This window comes from Streptomyces changchenzhani (assembly GCF_039766235.1).
Taxonomy (GTDB): Bacteria; Actinomycetota; Actinomycetes; order Streptomycetales; family Streptomycetaceae; genus Streptomyces.
On sequence record NZ_JBDHNH010000002.1, the window covers coordinates 148230 to 165329 of the forward strand.

The 17100-nt window shown below is 72.0% G+C and carries 15 protein-coding genes; 2 read left to right on the forward strand and 13 right to left on the reverse strand.

Going from position 1 to position 17100, the window contains the following annotated elements:
• Positions 1–164: 164 nt before the first annotated feature.
• Together ABCR94_RS08895 and ABCR94_RS08900 are read left to right on the forward strand one after the other, a co-directional pair.
• Positions 165–1346, forward strand: a complete 1182-nt coding sequence (locus tag ABCR94_RS08895; protein WP_521976543.1) for a PQQ-dependent sugar dehydrogenase — start codon at positions 165–167, stop codon at positions 1344–1346.
• Positions 1347–1462: 116 nt separating this feature from the next.
• Positions 1463–1663: a DUF6191 domain-containing protein gene (locus ABCR94_RS08900; protein ID WP_347118643.1), complete on the forward strand. Its 201-nt coding sequence runs from the start codon at positions 1463–1465 to the stop codon at positions 1661–1663.
• On the opposite strand, the gene ABCR94_RS08905 is transcribed toward ABCR94_RS08900, so the two are convergent.
• The 13 genes from ABCR94_RS08905 to gatB all read right to left on the reverse strand — a co-directional run bounded on the left by ABCR94_RS08905 (position 1596) and on the right by gatB (position 17095).
• Positions 1596–4697, reverse strand: a complete 3102-nt coding sequence (locus tag ABCR94_RS08905; protein WP_347119123.1) for a helix-turn-helix transcriptional regulator — start codon at positions 4695–4697, stop codon at positions 1596–1598. The genes ABCR94_RS08900 and ABCR94_RS08905 overlap by 68 nt on opposite strands.
• An 82-nt stretch (positions 4698–4779) precedes the next feature.
• Positions 4780–4965 carry a hypothetical protein gene (locus ABCR94_RS08910; protein WP_347118645.1) on the reverse strand — a complete coding sequence of 62 codons (186 nt, stop codon included), beginning with the start codon at positions 4963–4965 and terminating at the stop codon, positions 4780–4782.
• Positions 4966–5131: 166 nt separating this feature from the next.
• Positions 5132–5806 (reverse strand): hypothetical protein, encoded by a 675-nt coding sequence (locus tag ABCR94_RS08915; RefSeq protein WP_347118646.1) that lies wholly within the window; start codon positions 5804–5806, stop codon positions 5132–5134.
• A gap of 35 nt (positions 5807–5841) precedes the next feature.
• Positions 5842–6408, reverse strand: a complete 567-nt coding sequence (locus tag ABCR94_RS08920) for a GNAT family N-acetyltransferase (protein WP_347118647.1) — start codon at positions 6406–6408, stop codon at positions 5842–5844.
• A gap of 56 nt (positions 6409–6464) precedes the next feature.
• Positions 6465–8678, reverse strand: a complete 2214-nt coding sequence (locus tag ABCR94_RS08925; RefSeq protein WP_347118648.1) for an MMPL family transporter — start codon at positions 8676–8678, stop codon at positions 6465–6467.
• Positions 8679–8958: 280 nt separating this feature from the next.
• Positions 8959–11052 carry a phosphocholine-specific phospholipase C gene (locus ABCR94_RS08930; RefSeq protein ID WP_347118649.1) on the reverse strand — a complete coding sequence of 698 codons (2094 nt, stop codon included), beginning with the start codon at positions 11050–11052 and terminating at the stop codon, positions 8959–8961.
• Positions 11053–11235: 183 nt separating this feature from the next.
• Complete coding sequence (locus ABCR94_RS08935) at positions 11236–11958, reverse strand: AfsR/SARP family transcriptional regulator (protein ID WP_347118650.1); 723 nt, start codon at positions 11956–11958, stop codon at positions 11236–11238.
• A gap of 101 nt (positions 11959–12059) precedes the next feature.
• Positions 12060–12356 (reverse strand): hypothetical protein, encoded by a 297-nt coding sequence (locus tag ABCR94_RS08940; RefSeq protein ID WP_347118651.1) that lies wholly within the window; start codon positions 12354–12356, stop codon positions 12060–12062.
• Between the two features lie 115 nt (positions 12357–12471).
• The gene (locus ABCR94_RS08945) at positions 12472–12930 is read right to left on the reverse strand and encodes a hypothetical protein (protein ID WP_347118653.1); all 459 of its coding nucleotides are present in this window, start codon (positions 12928–12930) and stop codon (positions 12472–12474) included.
• 19 nt (positions 12931–12949) lie between these two features.
• Positions 12950–13204 (reverse strand): hypothetical protein, encoded by a 255-nt coding sequence (locus ABCR94_RS08950; RefSeq protein WP_347118654.1) that lies wholly within the window; start codon positions 13202–13204, stop codon positions 12950–12952.
• 18 nt (positions 13205–13222) lie between these two features.
• Positions 13223–14959: a S8 family peptidase gene (locus ABCR94_RS08955; RefSeq protein ID WP_347118655.1), complete on the reverse strand. Its 1737-nt coding sequence runs from the start codon at positions 14957–14959 to the stop codon at positions 13223–13225.
• 66 nt (positions 14960–15025) lie between these two features.
• Positions 15026–15310: a hypothetical protein gene (locus tag ABCR94_RS08960; RefSeq protein WP_347118656.1), complete on the reverse strand. Its 285-nt coding sequence runs from the start codon at positions 15308–15310 to the stop codon at positions 15026–15028.
• A gap of 276 nt (positions 15311–15586) precedes the next feature.
• A complete protein-coding gene (gene gatB / locus ABCR94_RS08965; protein WP_347118657.1) occupies positions 15587–17095 on the reverse strand; it encodes an Asp-tRNA(Asn)/Glu-tRNA(Gln) amidotransferase subunit GatB in 1509 nt (502 codons plus the stop codon).
• Positions 17096–17100 lie beyond the last annotated feature (5 nt).

The window sequence follows — 17100 nt, forward strand, 5'->3', positions numbered from 1 at the left end:
GCTGTACCTCAGCGACTCCAGTTCGGCTGTCGCTGAGGTCACCCGAAACTCTAGCCAACTCCGTGCGCCACGCCCTCAATTCGAGGATGGCCTTCACCTCCGCCGACGGCGGAGCACTGGCCAAGACCATAGGTAGAGCTGCTGCCGTCGAAGGGATCTGTACCGTGCAACGACCTGCTGTGACAGCTGTATTGGCTGCCTCCGTCCTCCTGCTCGCGGCGGGGTGCTCGGACCCGCAGGAGGGGACGCCCGACGGAGGTGGAAGCTCCGCGTCGGCCCCGTCCGGCGACGGGAGCGCCGCCCCCTCCTCCTCGCCGCCGAAGAGCGGCGCCGAGACCGAACCGCCGCCCGCGAAGGGCTCGGCGAAGGTGGCGGGCACGCTCACCGAGGGCCTCAAGTCGCCCTGGGGGCTTGCTCCGTTGCCGGACGGCGACCTGCTGGTCTCCTCGCGCGACGAGGGCACGATCACCCGGGTCGACGGCGAGACCGGCAAGAAGACCGCGGCCGGTTCGGTCGGCGGGGCCTCACCGGCCGGTGAGGGCGGTCTGATGGGCCTGGCCGTCTCCCCCGATTTCGCCACCGACCGCATGGTCTACGCGTACTTCACCACCGAGTCCGACAACCGCATCGCCCGCATGCAGTACGACGAGAAGAAGCCGGCCGGCAGCCAGTTGGGCGCGCCCGACACGATCTTCAAGGGCATCCCGAAGGGGATCATCCACAACGGTGGGCGGATCGCCTTCGGCCCGGACAAGATGCTGTACGCGGGGACGGGTGAGACAGGCGAGGACGGGCTGGCGCAGGACAAGAAGTCGCTGGCCGGGAAGATCCTGCGGATGACTCCGGACGGCGACCCCGTGCACGGCAATCCGGAGGCGGACTCGGTCGTCTACTCGTACGGCCACCGCAATGTGCAGGGGCTGGCCTGGGACTCCGAGAAGCGGCTGTGGGCGGCGGAGTTCGGCCAGGACACCTGGGACGAGCTCAATTGGATCCAGCCGGGCAAGAACTACGGCTGGCCCGAGGTGGAGGGCGAGGGGAACCGGGACGGCTTCGTGGACCCGGTCGCGCAGTGGAAGACGTCCGAGGCCTCGCCGAGCGGTATCGCGTACGCCGAGGGTTCGATCTGGATGGCGGGCCTGCGGGGCGAGCGGCTGTGGCGGATTCCGCTGGCGGGCACCGAGCCGGTGGCCGACCCCGAGCCGTTCCTGACGGGGGTGCACGGGCGGCTGCGCACGGTGGTGGCGGCGGGCGGCGACAAGCTGTGGCTGGTCACGAGCGAGACGGACAGCCGGGGGACGCCGGAGGCGGAGGACGACAAGATCCTGCGGCTGGAGGTGAAGTAGGCGCGCCGCGGACCTCGGGCTCCTCTACCCCCCTGCCCCCTGCCGCTTCGCCGCTTTGCCCGTTTCCGGGGCGGGTTGTCTACGCTGGAGCGGAGGACCCGAGACAGGGGGGACACATGCTTGAGGAATTCTTTGCGCCGGGGCGCAAGCACACCGAGGACGAGCGCAAGCGGCTCGCCGAGACTCGGGGCGACCTGGGTGACAGCGATCCGGGTCGGGGTCGGATAGACCTCACCTCCGGGAAGGTCGTCATACGGCTGCCTGATCCACCCGACCCGTCCGATGATCCTGACGCTCCTGGGCCGGCACGTCCGTGAAGAGCCGCAGCCGGTGTGCCACGGCTGCCGCCTCACCGCGGCCCGCGACGCCCAGCTTGCCGAGGATGTTGGAGACGTGGACGCTCGCCGTCTTGGGTGAGATGTAGAGCTCCTCGGCGATCTGCCGGTTGCTGCGGCCCGCCGCGACCAGGCGCAGGACGTCCTGCTCGCGCGGGGTCAGCCCCAGCGAGCCCGCCGCGCCCTCGACAGGCGCAGGGAGGGGGGTGGCCGGGGTCAGGGGCAGCCGGGCGCGCTGGGCGAGCAGCGCGATGCTCTCGCCCAGCGGGCGGGTGCCAAGACGCTGCGCGACGGCGTGGGCACGCCTCAGCAGCTCCACCGCCCGGTCGCGCGCCTCGGCGTCGGCGCCCGCCGGGCCCGAGGCAGTGAGCAGGGCTTCCGCCCGGCGCAGCCGGACCCGGGCAAGGTCGTACGGCCGGTCCAGCGGCTCGAAGTCGGTGACGACCCCGGCCCAGTCGTCCGGGGCGTCACGGCCCTCGGCCCGGCGCAGCTCGGCGTGGACCCAGCGTGCGTACGCGCACCACAGTGGCACCGGTGTGGCGAGGCGCTTGGCTCCGGCGCGGATCACCTCAAGCGCTTCGGCCCGGCCCGCCTCCGCCGCCGGAAGCCCGCGGGCCTCCGCCTCGGCGACGGCGGCCTCCATCAGCAGCGGCCAGGCGTAGCGGTGTGTGCCGAGCGGGAAGCCCGCCGTGGCGCTGCGCGCGAGGACGGTGCGGACGTCCAGGACGCGGCCGTTGGCCGCGGCGAGGCCCAGCTCGACCCGGCTCAGCGGGATGGAGTGCTGGGGCATGGGGTCGTGGCTGCCGTAGTGGCCGTTGGCGATCGCCAGCTGCTGGGCCGCCGCAGCCACGTCGCCGCGGGCCAGGGTCAGCTCGGCCAGCCGCGAGGCGGCGGCTACCAGCGGCTTGCCGCTGGGCCGGGCGCGCTCGATGCGGTCGGCCTGCTCGGCCGACTCGTCCCAGCGTCCGAGCGAGAAGAGCGACTCGGCCAGGTTCCCCCGGACCCAGGCCTCGCTGTCCACCAGCCCGTATTTCCGGGTGTAGGTGACGCCGGCGGTGGCGGTTTCGACCGCTTCGCCGGACCTGCCCAGGGCCTCCAGATGCGAGGGGATGTTGACGTGGCAGCGGCTCACCAGCTTGGTCAGGCCCAGCTCGGCGGCCCGCTCACTGACGGCGTACAGCTCGGCGAGGCCGCCCTCGATGTCGCCGGCGTCGACCGTCAGTCCCGCGAGGGTGAGCCGGGCGGAGAGCTCGGTCTCCTCGACGCCGACCATTCGCGCGTACTCCACGGCCTGTTCGGCTGCAGCGATGGTGTCCGGTCCCGGCTCGTGCAGCATGCCCCAGGACGCGACGTGCACCAGGACCTCCGCGTGGACGGCGGACGGCGGCAGGCCGCGTACCAGGTCCTGCGCGGTGCTGAGCTCCGCCCAGCCGTCGCCGCGCGCCAGGCTCGACATCAGCTTCGAGCGCTGGAGCCAGAACCAGGCCGCGCGCAGGGAGTCGCCGCTGCTCGCGTCCTGCAGCAGCCGCACCGCCTTCTTGGCGATCTTCAGCGCGCGCTCGCGCTCCCCGCCGAACCGTCCTGCGATCGTCGCCTCGGCCATCAGGTCGAGATAGCTCAGCGGGGTGCTCTCGGGGTCGCAGCCGGGCCCGCAGGCCGGGTAGACCTCGGCGTAGTCGATGGGGCGCAGTACGGCACGGACCTCGTCGGGGGCGTCGTCCCACAGCTCCATCGCCCGCTCAAGGAGCCGCAGTTGCTCGGAGTAGGCGTGCCGGCGGCGGGCCTCGACGGAGGCGCGGAGCACGGCGGGCAGCGCTTTGGCGGCGTCGTGGGCGGCGTACCAGTAGCTGGCGAGGCGGGTGGAGCGTTCGTCGGAGCGTACGAGTGAGGGGTCGGCCTCCAGCGCCTCGGCGTAGCGCCGGTTGAGGCGGGAGCGCTCGCCGGGCAGCAGGTCGTCGCTGACGGCCTCGCGCACCAGTGAGTGCCGGAAGCGGTAGCCGTCGCCGTCCGGGGTCGCGAGCAGCAGCTTGGCGCCGACGGCGGCCCGCAGCGCCTCGATGAGGTCGTCCTCCGCGAGGCGGGCGACGGCGAGCAGCAGCGGGTACTCGACGGTGGAGCCGCCCTCGGCGACGATCCTGGCGGCCTTCTGGGCGTCTTCGGGCAGCGCTTCGACCCGTACGAGCAGCAGGTCGCGCAGGGATTCGGTCAGCCCTGTGCGGCAGCCCCGGCCTGCCGCGGTGGCCAGTTCCTCGACGAAGAACGCGTTGCCGTCGGAGCGGGCGAAGACCTCGTCGACCAGGTCTGGTGCCGGTTCGGTGGCGAGGATGCCGGTCAGCTGGCGGTGCACCTCGGCGCGGTTGAAGCGGGCGAGCTCCAGACGGCGCACGGTGCGCAGCCGGTCCAGTTCGGCGAGGAGCGGGCGCAGGGGGTGACGGCGGTGGATGTCGTCCGCGCGGTAGGTCCCGATCAGGACAAGGCGGCCGCGGCGCAGCGTGCGGAAGATGTATTCGAGGAGGTGGCGGGTCGAGGCGTCGGCCCAGTGCAGGTCTTCGAGGACCAGGACGACGGGGCGGTCGGTGGCTATCCGCTCCAACAGGCGGACGGTCAGCTCGAAGAGGCGGGTCATGCCGTCCTCGGTGTGCTGACCGCGGGTGGTCTCCCCCAGCTCGGGCAGCAGCCTGGCCAGCTCGCCCTCCTGGCCCGCGGCGGCGGCGGCTACTTCGTCGGGGAGGCGGCGGCGCAGGGCGCGCAGCGCGCTGGAGAACGGGGCGAACGGCAGCCCCTCCGCGCCGATTTCGACGCAGCCGCCCTCCGCGACGACCACGCCGTTGCGGCAGGCCGCCGAGAGGAACTCCTCGATGAGGCGGGTCTTGCCGACCCCCGCCTCACCGCCCACGAGCAGGGTCTGCGGCTCGCCCGCGGTGGCGCGGGCGAGCGCGTCGGTGAGTTGGGCCAGTTCGTCGGCGCGGCCGACGAACACCGGGCTGACGGACTTGGTATCCACATCGCTGAGCATCGCACAGGCGTCCGACAGTGCGGCCGGTACGGCGCCCAGGACCGGCACGACGGTCAGCGGGACCGCTGTCATCGCGTGGCCGTCACGCGGCGCGGTCGAAGAGGCTCCGCAGCGAATACACCGGCCCCTCGGGGGCGTTCTTCGCCGATCTGCGGCCGGCCCGGCGAGCGGCGCGCCGGGCGTCGACGGCCTGCCGTGCGAGGCGGGCCCGGTCGGCCTGCCGGATGAGCTCGGCCTGGTTGATCTTCTGGATCTCGTACTCGAACATCGTGTGCTCCCCGGTGAGGTGTCGGTATCGCTCTCTGCGATGCCCCAACTCTCGTTTCCCAGGGGGGTACGGCACATCGGGAGAGTGCCGCATCTTGGCAGCACGAAGGGCCTTAGGCGGCGTACGTGGGGTGCGTACGTCGCCTAAGGCCCCGGAGCTTGCAGCCTTACGAACCTGCTCCGGCACCTGCTCCGGCACCCGGGGCGGCCGGGGGCGGCGTAGGCATGGAGGCGAACAGGTCGAAGTACATGCCCAGCGACATGATGATCCCCACGACGCCGAGGGCGACGCCGGCCCAGGCGACGGAGCGGACCCAGCCGGCCTGCTTGCTGGTGCCGGGGGTGCCGAAGGCCGGGCGGATCAGGACCACGATGCCGACGACGAGCGCGAGCAGCGCGAAGCCGCCGTTGACGAGGGCGGTGGTGTGCCAGGCGTTGCCGTAGACCGAGGCGATCTGGTCGGCGGGGCTGCTGGTCTGGGTGGTGGTGAGCTGGCCCATGAGGGTCTCGCGCTCGGCGGCGATGCGGCTGGTCCAGGTCCCGGTGAGGGCGGAGAGGCCGAGCACGGCCGAGACGACGGCGGCGGCGCCGGCCGCGACACCGGAGGAGACGCGCGGAGCCACTTCCTCGTCGTCGTCCGCGATGACGTCGTCATCGTCGGAGTCATCGGCGGAGTCATCGGCGGTGACGACGCTGCCGTCCTTCTCCCCGGCCTTCTCGGCCTTCGCGTTTTCCTCGGCCTCTTCGGCAGCTGCTTCGTCGGCGGCGACTACGTCGGCCGGGTCGAGCTCGTCTGTGGGGGAGGCTGCTTCATCGGTCTTGGACTTGGCGGTGGCTGTCATACACCGCACGCTAGGCGCCGATTCTGAGAGCTGTCTTAACGCTGCTCGCGTCGCTCCGCTCGCTCCCGCCACTGCGGGGCGAGGACCGACCAGACCTCCGTGTCGTGGCGTACGCCACGGTACGCGTAGCTCTCGCGCAGTACGCCGTCACGCGTCATCCCCAGCCGCTTCGCCACGTTGACGCTGGCGGTGTTCGCGGAGGACACCAGCCACTCGACGCGGTGCATTCCGCGCTCCTGCACCGCCCAGTCGATCAGCACCTGTGCGGCGCGCGTGACCAGGCCGCGCCCCGCGGCATCCGGCTCCAGCCAGCAGCCCGCCTCGCAGTTCCCGCCCGCCGCGTCGAAGGTCCGGAAGAGGACGCCCCCGACGAGCTTTCCGTCGAGCCGGATGCCGTGCAGGCGGCCGGCGTCGGCGGCCTGCTTGTCGGCGTACGACTGGAGGTACGCCCGCGCCGATCCGAGGTCCGTGGCGGCGTCGGGGAGCCCGATGTACCGGCCGATGAACTCACGGCCCCGGTCCATGTGGGCGAGGAACTCCTCGGCCTGCCAGGGCTCCAGGGGTCCCAGCTCCGCGCCCTCGCCCAGGGATGTCGCGAACATGATCGTCTCCTCCACTACTCGGTGCCCACCGCACGCACACCGCTAGGGGGTGTCCCCTAGTGCACGAGCTGGTCCTTCCGGTCCGCCTCGCTCGCGCGGGGCGCGGGAATCGTCGCACGGCGGCAGTCGGGCGGCTCAATGCTTATCCGCGGCAGGATCCGGTCGAGCCACTTGGGCAGCCACCAGTTCGCCCCGCCCAGCATGTGCATCAGAGCGGGTACCAGGAGCGTGCGCAGCACGAAGGCGTCAAGGGCGACGGCCGCCGCGAGTGCGATGCCGAACATCGCGATGACCCGGTCGCCGCTCAGCACGAAGGCGAGGAAAACCGCGATCATGATGAAGGCGGCGGAGTTGATCACGCGGCCGGTCTCGGCCAGGCCGACGCGCACGGACCGCCGGTTGTCGCCGGTCTCCAGCCACTCCTCGTACATCCGGCTGACCAGGAAGACCTGGTAGTCCATCGAAAGACCGAAGAGCACCGAGACCATGATCACAGGCAGGAAGGGCTCGATCGGGCCCGCGCTGCCGAGCCCCAGCAGCTCGCTCCCCCACCCCCACTGGAAGACCGCCACGACGATCCCAAAGGAGGAGGCCACGGCGAGCACATTCATCAGGGCGGCCTTGAGCGGGATGCCGATGCTGCGGAAGGCGACCAGGAGCAGGGCGCAGCCGAGCGCGATGACGACGCCGACGAAGAGCGGGAGCTTGCCGATGATGATCTCGGCGAAGTCGTCGTAGCTCGCCGTCACCCCGCCGACGTGCACCTGGAGCGAAGTGCCCTGCTCGGCCTGTGGCAGAACGTCGTCGCGGAGCCGGTCGACGAGTTCGCTGGTGTGCTGGGACTGCGGCGACGAGTCGGGTACGACGGTCAGCAGGGCCGTGTCGCCAGTGCTGTTGTACGTGACGGGGCTCGCGGAGGCGACACCTTCGGTACTGCGCAGGGTGGCCCGGAGGGTGTCCATGGCGGCCCTGTCGGTGGCGCCGTCCACCTCGGCGACGAGGGTCAGTGGGCCGTTGCCGCCGGGGCCGAAGCCGTCGGCGAGCAGGTCGTACGCGTTGCGGGTGGTCGAGGACGCCGGGTTGTTGCCCTGGTCGGAGGTGCCGAGGTGCAGCGAGAGGGTGGGCAGTGCGAGGACCAGCATCACGACGGTGGCGACCGCGCCGAGCAGCTTGGGGTGGCGCTCGACGAACCCGGACCAGCGGGCGGCGAACCCGGTGGGCGGTTCGGGCTGCGGGCCGTGCTCGGCGAGCTGCCTGCGTTCGCGGCGGCTGAGGGCCTTCATCCCGATCAGGGAGAGCAGGGCGGGCAGCAGGGTGACGGCCGCGGCGACGGTGAGGACCACGGTGAGTGAGGCGGCTATCGCGACGCCGTTGAGGAAGCTCAGGCGCAGGATCAGCATGCCGAGCAGAGCGATGCAGACGGTGGCGCCGGCGAAGACGACGGCGCGTCCGGTGGTGGCGACGGCGTTCTCGGCGGCCTCGGCGACGGTCAGGCCGCGGCGCAGTCCTCTGCGGTGCCTGGTGACGATGAACAGGGCGTAGTCGATGCCGACGCCGAGGCCGACGAGCATGCCGAGCATCGGCGCGAAGTCGGCGACCGTCATGACGTGGCCGAGCAGCACGATGCCCGCGTACGCCGTTCCGACGCTGACCAGGGCGGTGGCGATGGGCAGCAGGCTGGCGGCGAACGAGCCGAAGGCGAGGAAGAGCACGACGGCCGCTATGACGATGCCGACGACCTCGCTGAGGTGCGCGCTGCCTGCCTCGGTGAGGGCGACGGCGCTGCCACCGAGCTCGACCTGGAGCTTGTCGTCCGCCGCGTCCTTCGCGGTGTCCACGAGTGCCTGGGCCTGGGCCTTCGGTATCTCGTCGGCCTGCGCGTCGAAGGTGACGGTGGCGTAGGCGGTGTGCCCGTCGGCGCTGACCTGCCCCGCACCCCCGGGCTCGTACGGGCTGGAGACGCTCGCGATGCCGGGGAGGCCCGCGATGCTGTCCAGGGCGTCCGTCATGCGCTGCTCGACGCCTGCGGCGCGGACGGTGATGTTGCTGTCGGTGTGCCATACGACGGTGTTGCTGTCTCCGCCGCTGCCGGGGAAGCCGGCGTCGAGGAGGGCGCTGGCCCGGCCCGATTCGGTGCCGGGGACTTCGTAGTCGTTGGAGTACGCGGAGCCCGCGAGGGCCGCGGCCGTGGAGACTCCGCCGAGGGCGAGCAACCAGAGCAGAACTGCGACGAGACGGTGCCTGATGCACCACCGGGCGATAGCTGCCAACGGACTTGCTCCCTGGGTGGTTCGTGGATCTTTACCGGGAACAGCCCGCAAAGAACGCTTGACCTACACCCCGCCACTCTGGCAGCCAAACGTGATCGTTTGCCCCTTTCGTGCGCTTACTCACAGAGGCACTCGCTGAGGCACTCGCAGGGGCGTGCGCAGGGCGTGCGCCTACTCGCCGGGGCGCACGGGAGCCAGGTCACGCTCCCTGGCTCCCCTCGCACCACCTCGCACCGCCTCGCGCCGTGCTCCCCCGCAGGACATCGGCGGACGGGCGGCTTCAGCCGGATACGCTCGCGCGCCCGTTCTCGATGTGCCCCATCAGGCGCCTGCGGAAGCCGCCGTCACCTGCGGCGGTGAGCTCCAGGTCGTACCAGCCGTGCGCGTCGTCGGCGTCGTGCACGACGGTGCGGCTGCGGCCCGGCTTCACCACGATCCGGCGCGGCCGGTCGTGACGGCCGTCCTCGTCGTCGTACGCGAGGGTGCGCAGCTCGAAGGTGAGCGCGGTCCGGCCCCGGTTGACGAGGGTGAGGTGCAGCTCACGGTCGCGTACCCCGATGTACGAGGAGACCTCGGCGCGGCCCGCCTTCGAACCGGCGAACTCTCGGCGGAAGCCGTTCGGCCCGGTGATCGTGAAGCGGTAGGCGTCCCGGGTAAGGGGCACCCGCCATTGCGCCTCGCTCCTTACATCCCGGTGCTGAGGAACGGCGAACTCTCCGGCGTACGGGTAGAGCGCAAAGTGCGCGCTCTCGCGCCCCCGGTTACTGAGGGCGACCTTGAATACGCCGTCGTGCACCCTGCCGTCCGCGTCCGGCTGGTACGGCAGCGGGCGCGCGGGCCGCGTCCCCTCCTCCTGCACGGGCATGTGCTGCTCCAGCGGCGGCGCAGGACGCCAGCGCCCGGTGAACGGCGGGATCGCGCCCGGCTGCTCCACATCGGGCAGCGAACGCCCGCGCCTGAAGTCGAAGGCCGAGGTCAGGTCGCCTGTGACCGCGCGCCGCCAGGGCGTGATGTTGGGCTCGCGCACCCCCGTCCACTGCTCCAGGAAGCGGATCACCGAGGTGTGGTCGAAGACCTCCGAGCAGACATAGCCGCCGACCGTCCATGGCGAGACGACCAGCATCGGGACCCGGATGCCGAGCCCGGTCGGCTTCCCCTGCCACCGCTCGTCGGTGTTGTCGGCGGGCGGGACGGGCGGCGGTACGTGATCGAAGAACCCGTCGTTCTCGTCGTAGTTGATGAGCACGACGGTGTGCCGCCACACATCGGGGTGCGAACCGAGAGCGTCGAGCACCTGGTAGACCAGCGAGGCGCTGGCGACCGGCGACGAGGCGCCGGGGTGCTCGGAGTCGATCGCCGACGGCACCAGGTAGGACACCTCGGGCAGCCGGTCCGCCGCCACGTCGGCCCGAAAGGCGTCCGCGAGACCGCCGGTCTCGACGCGCCGCAGCCCGCGCTCGAACAGGGAACGCTCCTTCTTCGTCAGGGTGGCGACGCCCTCCTCCAGCGCCGCGAGCAGCCGTTCGCGCTCCGCGGCGTCGGCGGTCTCGCGGACCTTGGCGTAGAAGGCCTCCAGGTACGTGAAGTCGCCGGCCTTCACGAGCGCCTTGCGGGCGATCTTCTTGAAGGTCGTGAAGAACTCGATGTTGTTGTCGGTGAAGTTCTCCCACTCCGCGTACGTCTGCCAGCTGTGGCCGGCCTTCTCCAGCCGCTCCGCGTACGTCGGCCACGCGTAGCCGGGGTGGGTGCCCTCGGAGTACGCGGCGTTGGTGACGGCCCGGCTGCCGTCGGCCTCGAAGCCGGTCCAGCCGCTCCACAGGTGGTTGCGGTTCGGGCTCGTCGACGTATGGATCGAGGAGTGGTAGGCGTCGCAGATGGTGAAGGTGTCCGCGAGCTCGTAGTGCAGCGGCAGGTCCCGGCGGTCGTAGTGGGCCATGGTGGCGGCGGTCTTGGCGGACACCCAGCCGTCCATCCAGCCCTCGTTCCAGGCCTTGGCTCCACCGCCCCACGAGTGGTCCAGGTCGCCGATGTACTGGAGGTCCTTCTGCTGCGCCTCGGCCGCGTCCCGCACCGGGAAGGGCAGCACCGTGCGCAGGGGCCCCGGCTGTTCGAAGACCGGCTTCCCCGAGGGCAGTTCGACGGCGTTGCGGTCGCCGAATCCGCGCACGCCGCGCAGGGTCCCGAAGTAGTGGTCGAAGGACCGGTTCTCCTGCATCAGGACGACTACGTGCTTGACGGTCCGCAGCCCGCCGGACGACGGCTGCGCCGCGATCGCGGCCTGCAGCGACGGCGGAAGCAGCGACCCGGCGGCCGCAGCCCCGAGTGCGCCCCCGCCGATCGCGAACAGTCGCCGCCGTGAAAGGTCAGTGTCCAAGTGGTCCTCCCGAGTCCCGTGTTACCCATTTCTCATTACCTGTTACGGCCGGGACGGTAGTCACCTTCGGTGACGGAGGGAAGACGCGTGCACGGCGCACCGATGAACGTCCAAGAGTTGGCGCGAAGAGTCCAGGCGCCCGCTCGCCGGACACTCCCCGGGCGCCCGCTCACCGGACAGCCCCTAGCGGAGCACCGTGAGGGCCGAGTCCCTGAGCGGTACGAGACTGCGCAGCGCCGGCGAGGGCTCGATCCCCAGCTCGCGCTGGAGGGTGCGGCGGCACCGTACGTACTGGCGGGCCGCCTCCCAGCAGTTGTCCGCCGCCAGGTGGGCCAGGATGACCGCGCGGTGGGAGCTCTCCCGCAGCGGCTCCGCCCGCACGGCGGCCAGACCGGCGTCCACCGCGGCGCCGTGCCTTCCCGCCGCGGCCAGCCGCTCCGACATGGCCTCCAGGGCGTGCAGCCGCAGCTGGTGGAACTGCTCGCGCTCGACCAGCACCCACTCGTCGTACCAGTGCGGCAGCAGATCCGCCGACAGCTCGTCGAGGGTCTCGGCCGTCAGGCAGTCCTCGCAGTCCGCCCGGTCCAGGAGCCGGTGCGCCCGCCGGGTCGCTTCCCGCACGTCCACCGCCACCCCCTGGGCGAGCGCCAGCTGCTCGGCGGAGGCGACGACCAGCTCCCCGCACGACCGGTGCACGCGCCACAGACAGGACCGCAGGTTCGCGCCGGCCCGGTCGGGGCGGGCGCCGGGCCACAGTGCGTCGGCGACGTACGCCCGGGACAGCGGGCCGTTCTGGAGGGCCAGCAGGGCGATCAGCCGCTGCGCGCCCCTGACGACGGAGGCGCTGCCCCCGCCGACCGTCAGCCGGAAGCCACTCAGCAGGCCGAGGGCGAACTCGGCCGGCATCCCCGTCTCCATCGCCCTCCCCCGTCCCTCGGGCGTTCTGAGGTGGCCGGTCGGCGTGCGCTGCCGACCTCCATCCTACGAGCGGGACCGTCACCCGGCCGTCACGAATCCGGCCTCTCGGACGTCCCCGGGGCCCGTCCCCCTCCCCCGTCACACCGGTCCCCCCGGTGGTCGGGCGGAGCCTGCGCTTCCGGGGGTCCGGCCGCCGTCAGCAGTTCCAGCAGCCAGTCCCGTACGGCGGCGCAGACCGCGTCCACGGACGTCTCGGCGGCAACCGGAGAGCGCCGGCCGTCCACGACCCGAATGACACGGACCCGCAGTCCCGCCGCGGGTCCGTCCCATTCGATCCAGGCGCTCAGGACGACCGTGCCCCCATGCCGTTCGCGCGGGCGTTCCATGGCCCGAGTCTCCCCCCTGAGCATCTACGCAACGTCACCGCGCCGGGGCGCGACAGCCCTGCCCCTCGCCCTCACCCGTAGGCACCCTCGCCCGTGGGCACGGGGTCCGGTGGTCTCAGCCCGCGGGCCGAGCCGGGCTTCCGGCGTCGGTGGCGCCGGACGTGCTCCTGGAGCCCGCGGCGGCCCGGCCCGTGCTCGCACTCGCGCTCGCACTGCCGTTCCCGCCCTGCCGCTCCTCCTGGCCCGGCCTCGGCACCTGCCCCGCCTCGGCGAGCTGCACCAGATCGGACAGCCAGCCCGGCGGGGCACCCGCGTCGACGGCCGGCAGGGACGGCCCGGGCGGGAAGGTGGCCTGTGCTCCCAGTGGCGCGGCGGACTGTCCGGCCGGGAAGACCTGGCCGTCGGCCGCCGCCGCGCCGCCGCCCGCCCCGGCGGCGGCCGACGCGGGCGAGCCCGCGTCGTGCACGCCCGTACCGCCCGCGTCGCCGGTGCCGCGGGTGGCGGAGGCGGAGTACTCCGCGTCGTGGACCGGGGCCTGGCCCGCATCGTCCGCGACCGTGATGGTGACCTTCATGGGCCGACTCCCTCGCTGGCTAGTTGAGGACCGCGTACCGGCCTTCGAAGTTCATCTGCGTGCTGCCGACGTTGCGCACCGTCAGCCAGTACGTCACCGACGACGCCGAGGCCCTCTCCACCTCGGTCTCCCACTCGATCTGCGGGCTGCCCACCTGGGGTGTCGTCGGCATGAAGTACCAGACGACGTGCCAGTCCTGCGGCCAGCCGAAGGTGAACCAGCGCCCGGCCTGCCCGGGGTTGAGTGTTCCGGTGAACTGTGTGCCCACTCGCATGGTCGTCTCCTTTTCCTCTCACCATCCGAGGACCGCGAACCGGGCCTCGAAGGCGACCGAGTCGCCCACGAGGTTGGTCACGTCGATCCAGTACGTCGCGTACGTGTCGTTGGCCCGCTCCACCCGGACCCGCCAGCGGATCTGCGGGGCGCCCGTGCGCGGGCTCGTCGGCACGACGGTCCACAACACGTGCCAGTGAGCGGGCCAGTTGAAGGTGAACCAGCGGCCGGTCCGGTTGCCCGCCAGGGTCCCGCGGAACTGCACGCCGACCCAGTTCGACGTCTGGAGCGCGACCGGGATCAGCTGGCGCAGATTGGGCCGGTTCCCGATGCGCTGGGTGGCCGGGCGACCCGGCGCGTCCTGCTGCACCGAGCCGGTCGCGCGCAGCAACTGCCTGCTGCGCGAGGGGGACAGCGGGATGCGGCCGTGGGCGCGCAGCACGCCCTGCACGCACGCCACCGCGCCGACGACGATCGGCGACGCGCTCGACGTACCGCTGAACTGGTCCGTGTACCAGAGGTCCGCGTTGGTGCCGGCCTGGAGGTCTCCGTAGCCGGTGGTGGTGACTTCACGGCCCCACCCCTGGGCGTCCACGCAGGCCCCGTAGTTGGAGAAGTCCAGCCGCGAACGGTCCGGGCCGTGGTTGCGCCCGTGGGTCCCGGGCGGCGGCGCGCCGGCGCCCACGATCACGGCCCCGGCGTCGAGTTGGTTGCGCCGGAACGGATTGCGCCACCAGGTGGGGAACCCGGCGCGCGGGGTGTCGTAGACGCTCTGGTCCAGGTCCTCGGCTCCGTTGCCCGCGGCCTCCACGACGGTTACACCCTTGTTCACGGCGTACCGGATCGCCAGGTAGTCGTCCGGCCACCACTCGACCGCGATGAAGCCCTGCTGGCCGATGCCGGTCGAGTTCGGTCCTGCCCGGTGGATCTCCAGGAGGAGGATGTCGCCGGGGCCGAGCCGGTCGGCCGCGTTGCGGATGGCCGTGGCAGTGGCGATCGAGAAGGCGGACGCGCTGGTCACGGTGTCCGGCGCGATGCCGGTGATGCCGTAGGTGTTGACGTCGCCGCCGATCTCCCCGAGGACGGCCGTGCCGTGGTTGGTGTCCGTGCTGCCGGTGCCGGAGATGATGCCGCCCTGGTTGAGCCGCAGGTCCTCGTGGGTGAAGCGCCAGCCCCATTCGCAGTCGACCACCCGGACGTTGGCGCCCCGCCCGCCCGGCTGCGTCCACGCGTACCGGGCGTCGATACCGCCCGGCGCGGCGTCGAGGTAACCCTGGCGGGCGGTGAAGTCAGGGGTGGCGGGCGGCGCGTCGGCGCCCGACGGCAGCATGGTGTTGAGCAGCCGCGCCTCGGGCTCGTCGGCCTTCTTGGTCGCGGCCGGCGGAGTCGCCAGGGCGACGGGCGGCTTGACGTAGGCGCCTTCCACCGCGTCCGAGGCACGGAGCCGTTCGGCCAGTTCCTCCAGCCGCTCGGCGGGGGCCTCGACCTGGTAGAAGAGCCCCATACGGTCGAGGATCTCCTGAGCCTCGTCGTCGGCGGGCGCGCCCTCGGCGGTGTACGGGGCCTGCGCGCGCAGCCGCTCGGCGTCCCCGCCGAACAAGGGGCTGATGACGACGTCCTGTTCGGCCGCCACGGCGTCGAGGGCGCCCGCCTCGATCCCGGCCGCCGCGGTCGCTCCGGTCCGGGTGATGTGCACCTGCGCGTCGGCGCGGGCCACGAGCACCAACTCGGCGCGTCCGAAGAGTGGTTCGAGCATCCGGTCGGGCTCCCCCCGACGTTTCCCGTACCTGATCGTTGAGGCACAGCTGACTCCTTCACCGTGTTACGGAAGGTCCGCCGGTGGTTTTACGTAGGCGGCCTCGACTTCCGGCAGGGCGCGCAGGGCCGCGGCGACGGCCTCGGCGTCCACGTCCGCGGGTACGGCGACCCGGTGCCATCCCCTGAGGGCGGGGTCCCCCACGCCCGGGTGCAGCGGCTCCACGCCCGCGCCGAAGCGCCCCTTGAGCAGGGCGCGGACGGTGCGCACGTCCCCGGCCGCAGGGCCGCCGCCCGCGGTTGCCCGCTGCGGCACCGTACGGAGCTGAACGACCACCTCGGCCTCGGTCACGTGGCTGCCCCCGAACACCCCGGTGCGGACGCCCGATCGGCACCCTCGCCAGTCACCGGGCTGCCGACCCTAGGGCAGCGCCGTCACCGGGCCGTCGCCCCGGCGTCACCGGAAGCGGAACGCGGGGATCGGGCTACGGGACCGGGCTGCGGGGCCTTCCGTACGCGGCGGGAAACGAGTGAGGGCGGCACCCCGGCCGCAGCCGCAGTACCGCCCTCACGCGCGGGGAGCCGTCGGCTCAGCCCGCACCGCCCGGCTTCGCCGAGCCGTGCTCGATCATTCTTTCGGGGCAAGCCGCTCAAGAATCAGCTCACGCACGCGTGCCGCGTCCGCCTGGCCCCGAGTGGTCTTCATGACCGCGCCGACGAGCGCGCCCGCCGCCGCGACCTTGCCACTGCGGATCTTGTCCGCGATTCCGGCGTTGGCCGCGATGGCCTCGTCGACGGCCGCGGTGAGCGCACCCTCGTCCGAGACGACCTTCAGGCCGCGCTTCTCGACGACCTCGTCCGGGCCGCCCTCGCCCGCGAGGACACCCTCGAAGACCTGGCGGGCCAGCTTGTCGTTGAGCGAGCCGTCCTTGACCAGGGCGCTGACGCGCGCGACCTGGGCCGGCGTGACGGGCAGCGACGCGAGGTCGCGGCCCGACTCGTTGGCGTTACGCGCCAGCTCGCCCATCCACCACTTGCGGGCCGAAGCCGCGTCCGCACCCTCGGCGATCGTCGCGACGATCGGGTCGATGGCACCGGCGTTGAGCATCGACTGCATGTCGTGCTCGGACACGGACCAGTCCTCGCGCAGCCGCTTGCGGCGAAGGCGCGGCAGCTCGGGAAGGCCCTGACGGAGCTCCTCGACCCAGTCACGGGCCGGGGCTACGGGGACCAGGTCGGGCTCCGGGAAGTACCGGTAGTCCTCGGCGTTGTCCTTGATGCGGCCGGCCGTGGTGGAGCCGTCCTCCTCGTGGAAGTGCCGGGTCTCCTGGACGATCGTGCCGCCCGCGTTGAGAACGGCGGCGTGCCGCATGACCTCGTAACGCGCCGCCCGCTCCACACTGCGCAGCGAGTTGACGTTCTTCGTCTCCGAGCGCGTGCCGAACACCTCGCGGCCGTACGGACGCAGCGACAGGTTCACGTCGCAGCGCATCTGGCCCTGCTCCATGCGGGCCTCGGAGACGTCGAGCGCCTTGATGAGCTCGCGCAGTTCGGCGACGTACGCCTTGGCGACCTCGGGAGCTCGCGCCCCCGCGCCCTCGATCGGCTTGGTGACGATCTCGATGAGCGGGATACCGGCCCGGTTGTAGTCGAGCAGGGAGTGGGACGCGCCGTGGATACGGCCGGTGGCGCCGCCGACGTGCAGCGACTTGCCGGTGTCCTCCTCCATGTGGGCGCGCTCGATCTGCACCCGGAAGATCTCGCCGTCCTCCAGCTGGACGTCCAGATAGCCGTTGAAGGCGATCGGCTCGTCGTACTGGGAGGTCTGGAAGTTCTTCGGCATGTCCGGATAGAAGTAGTTCTTCCGGGCGAAGCGGCACCATTCGGCGATCTCGCAGTTCAGCGCGAGGCCGATCTTGATGGCCGACTCGATGCCGATCTCGTTGACGACCGGCAGCGCGCCGGGCAGACCGAGACAGGTGGGGCAGGTCTGCGAGTTGGCGGGGGCGCCCAGCTCCGTGGAGCAGCCGCAGAACATCTTCGTCTTTGTGCCGAGCTCGACATGGACCTCCAGGCCCATGACGGGGTCGTAGGTCGCGAGGGCGTCCTCGTACGACACCAGTTCAGTGACGGTCACGGTGA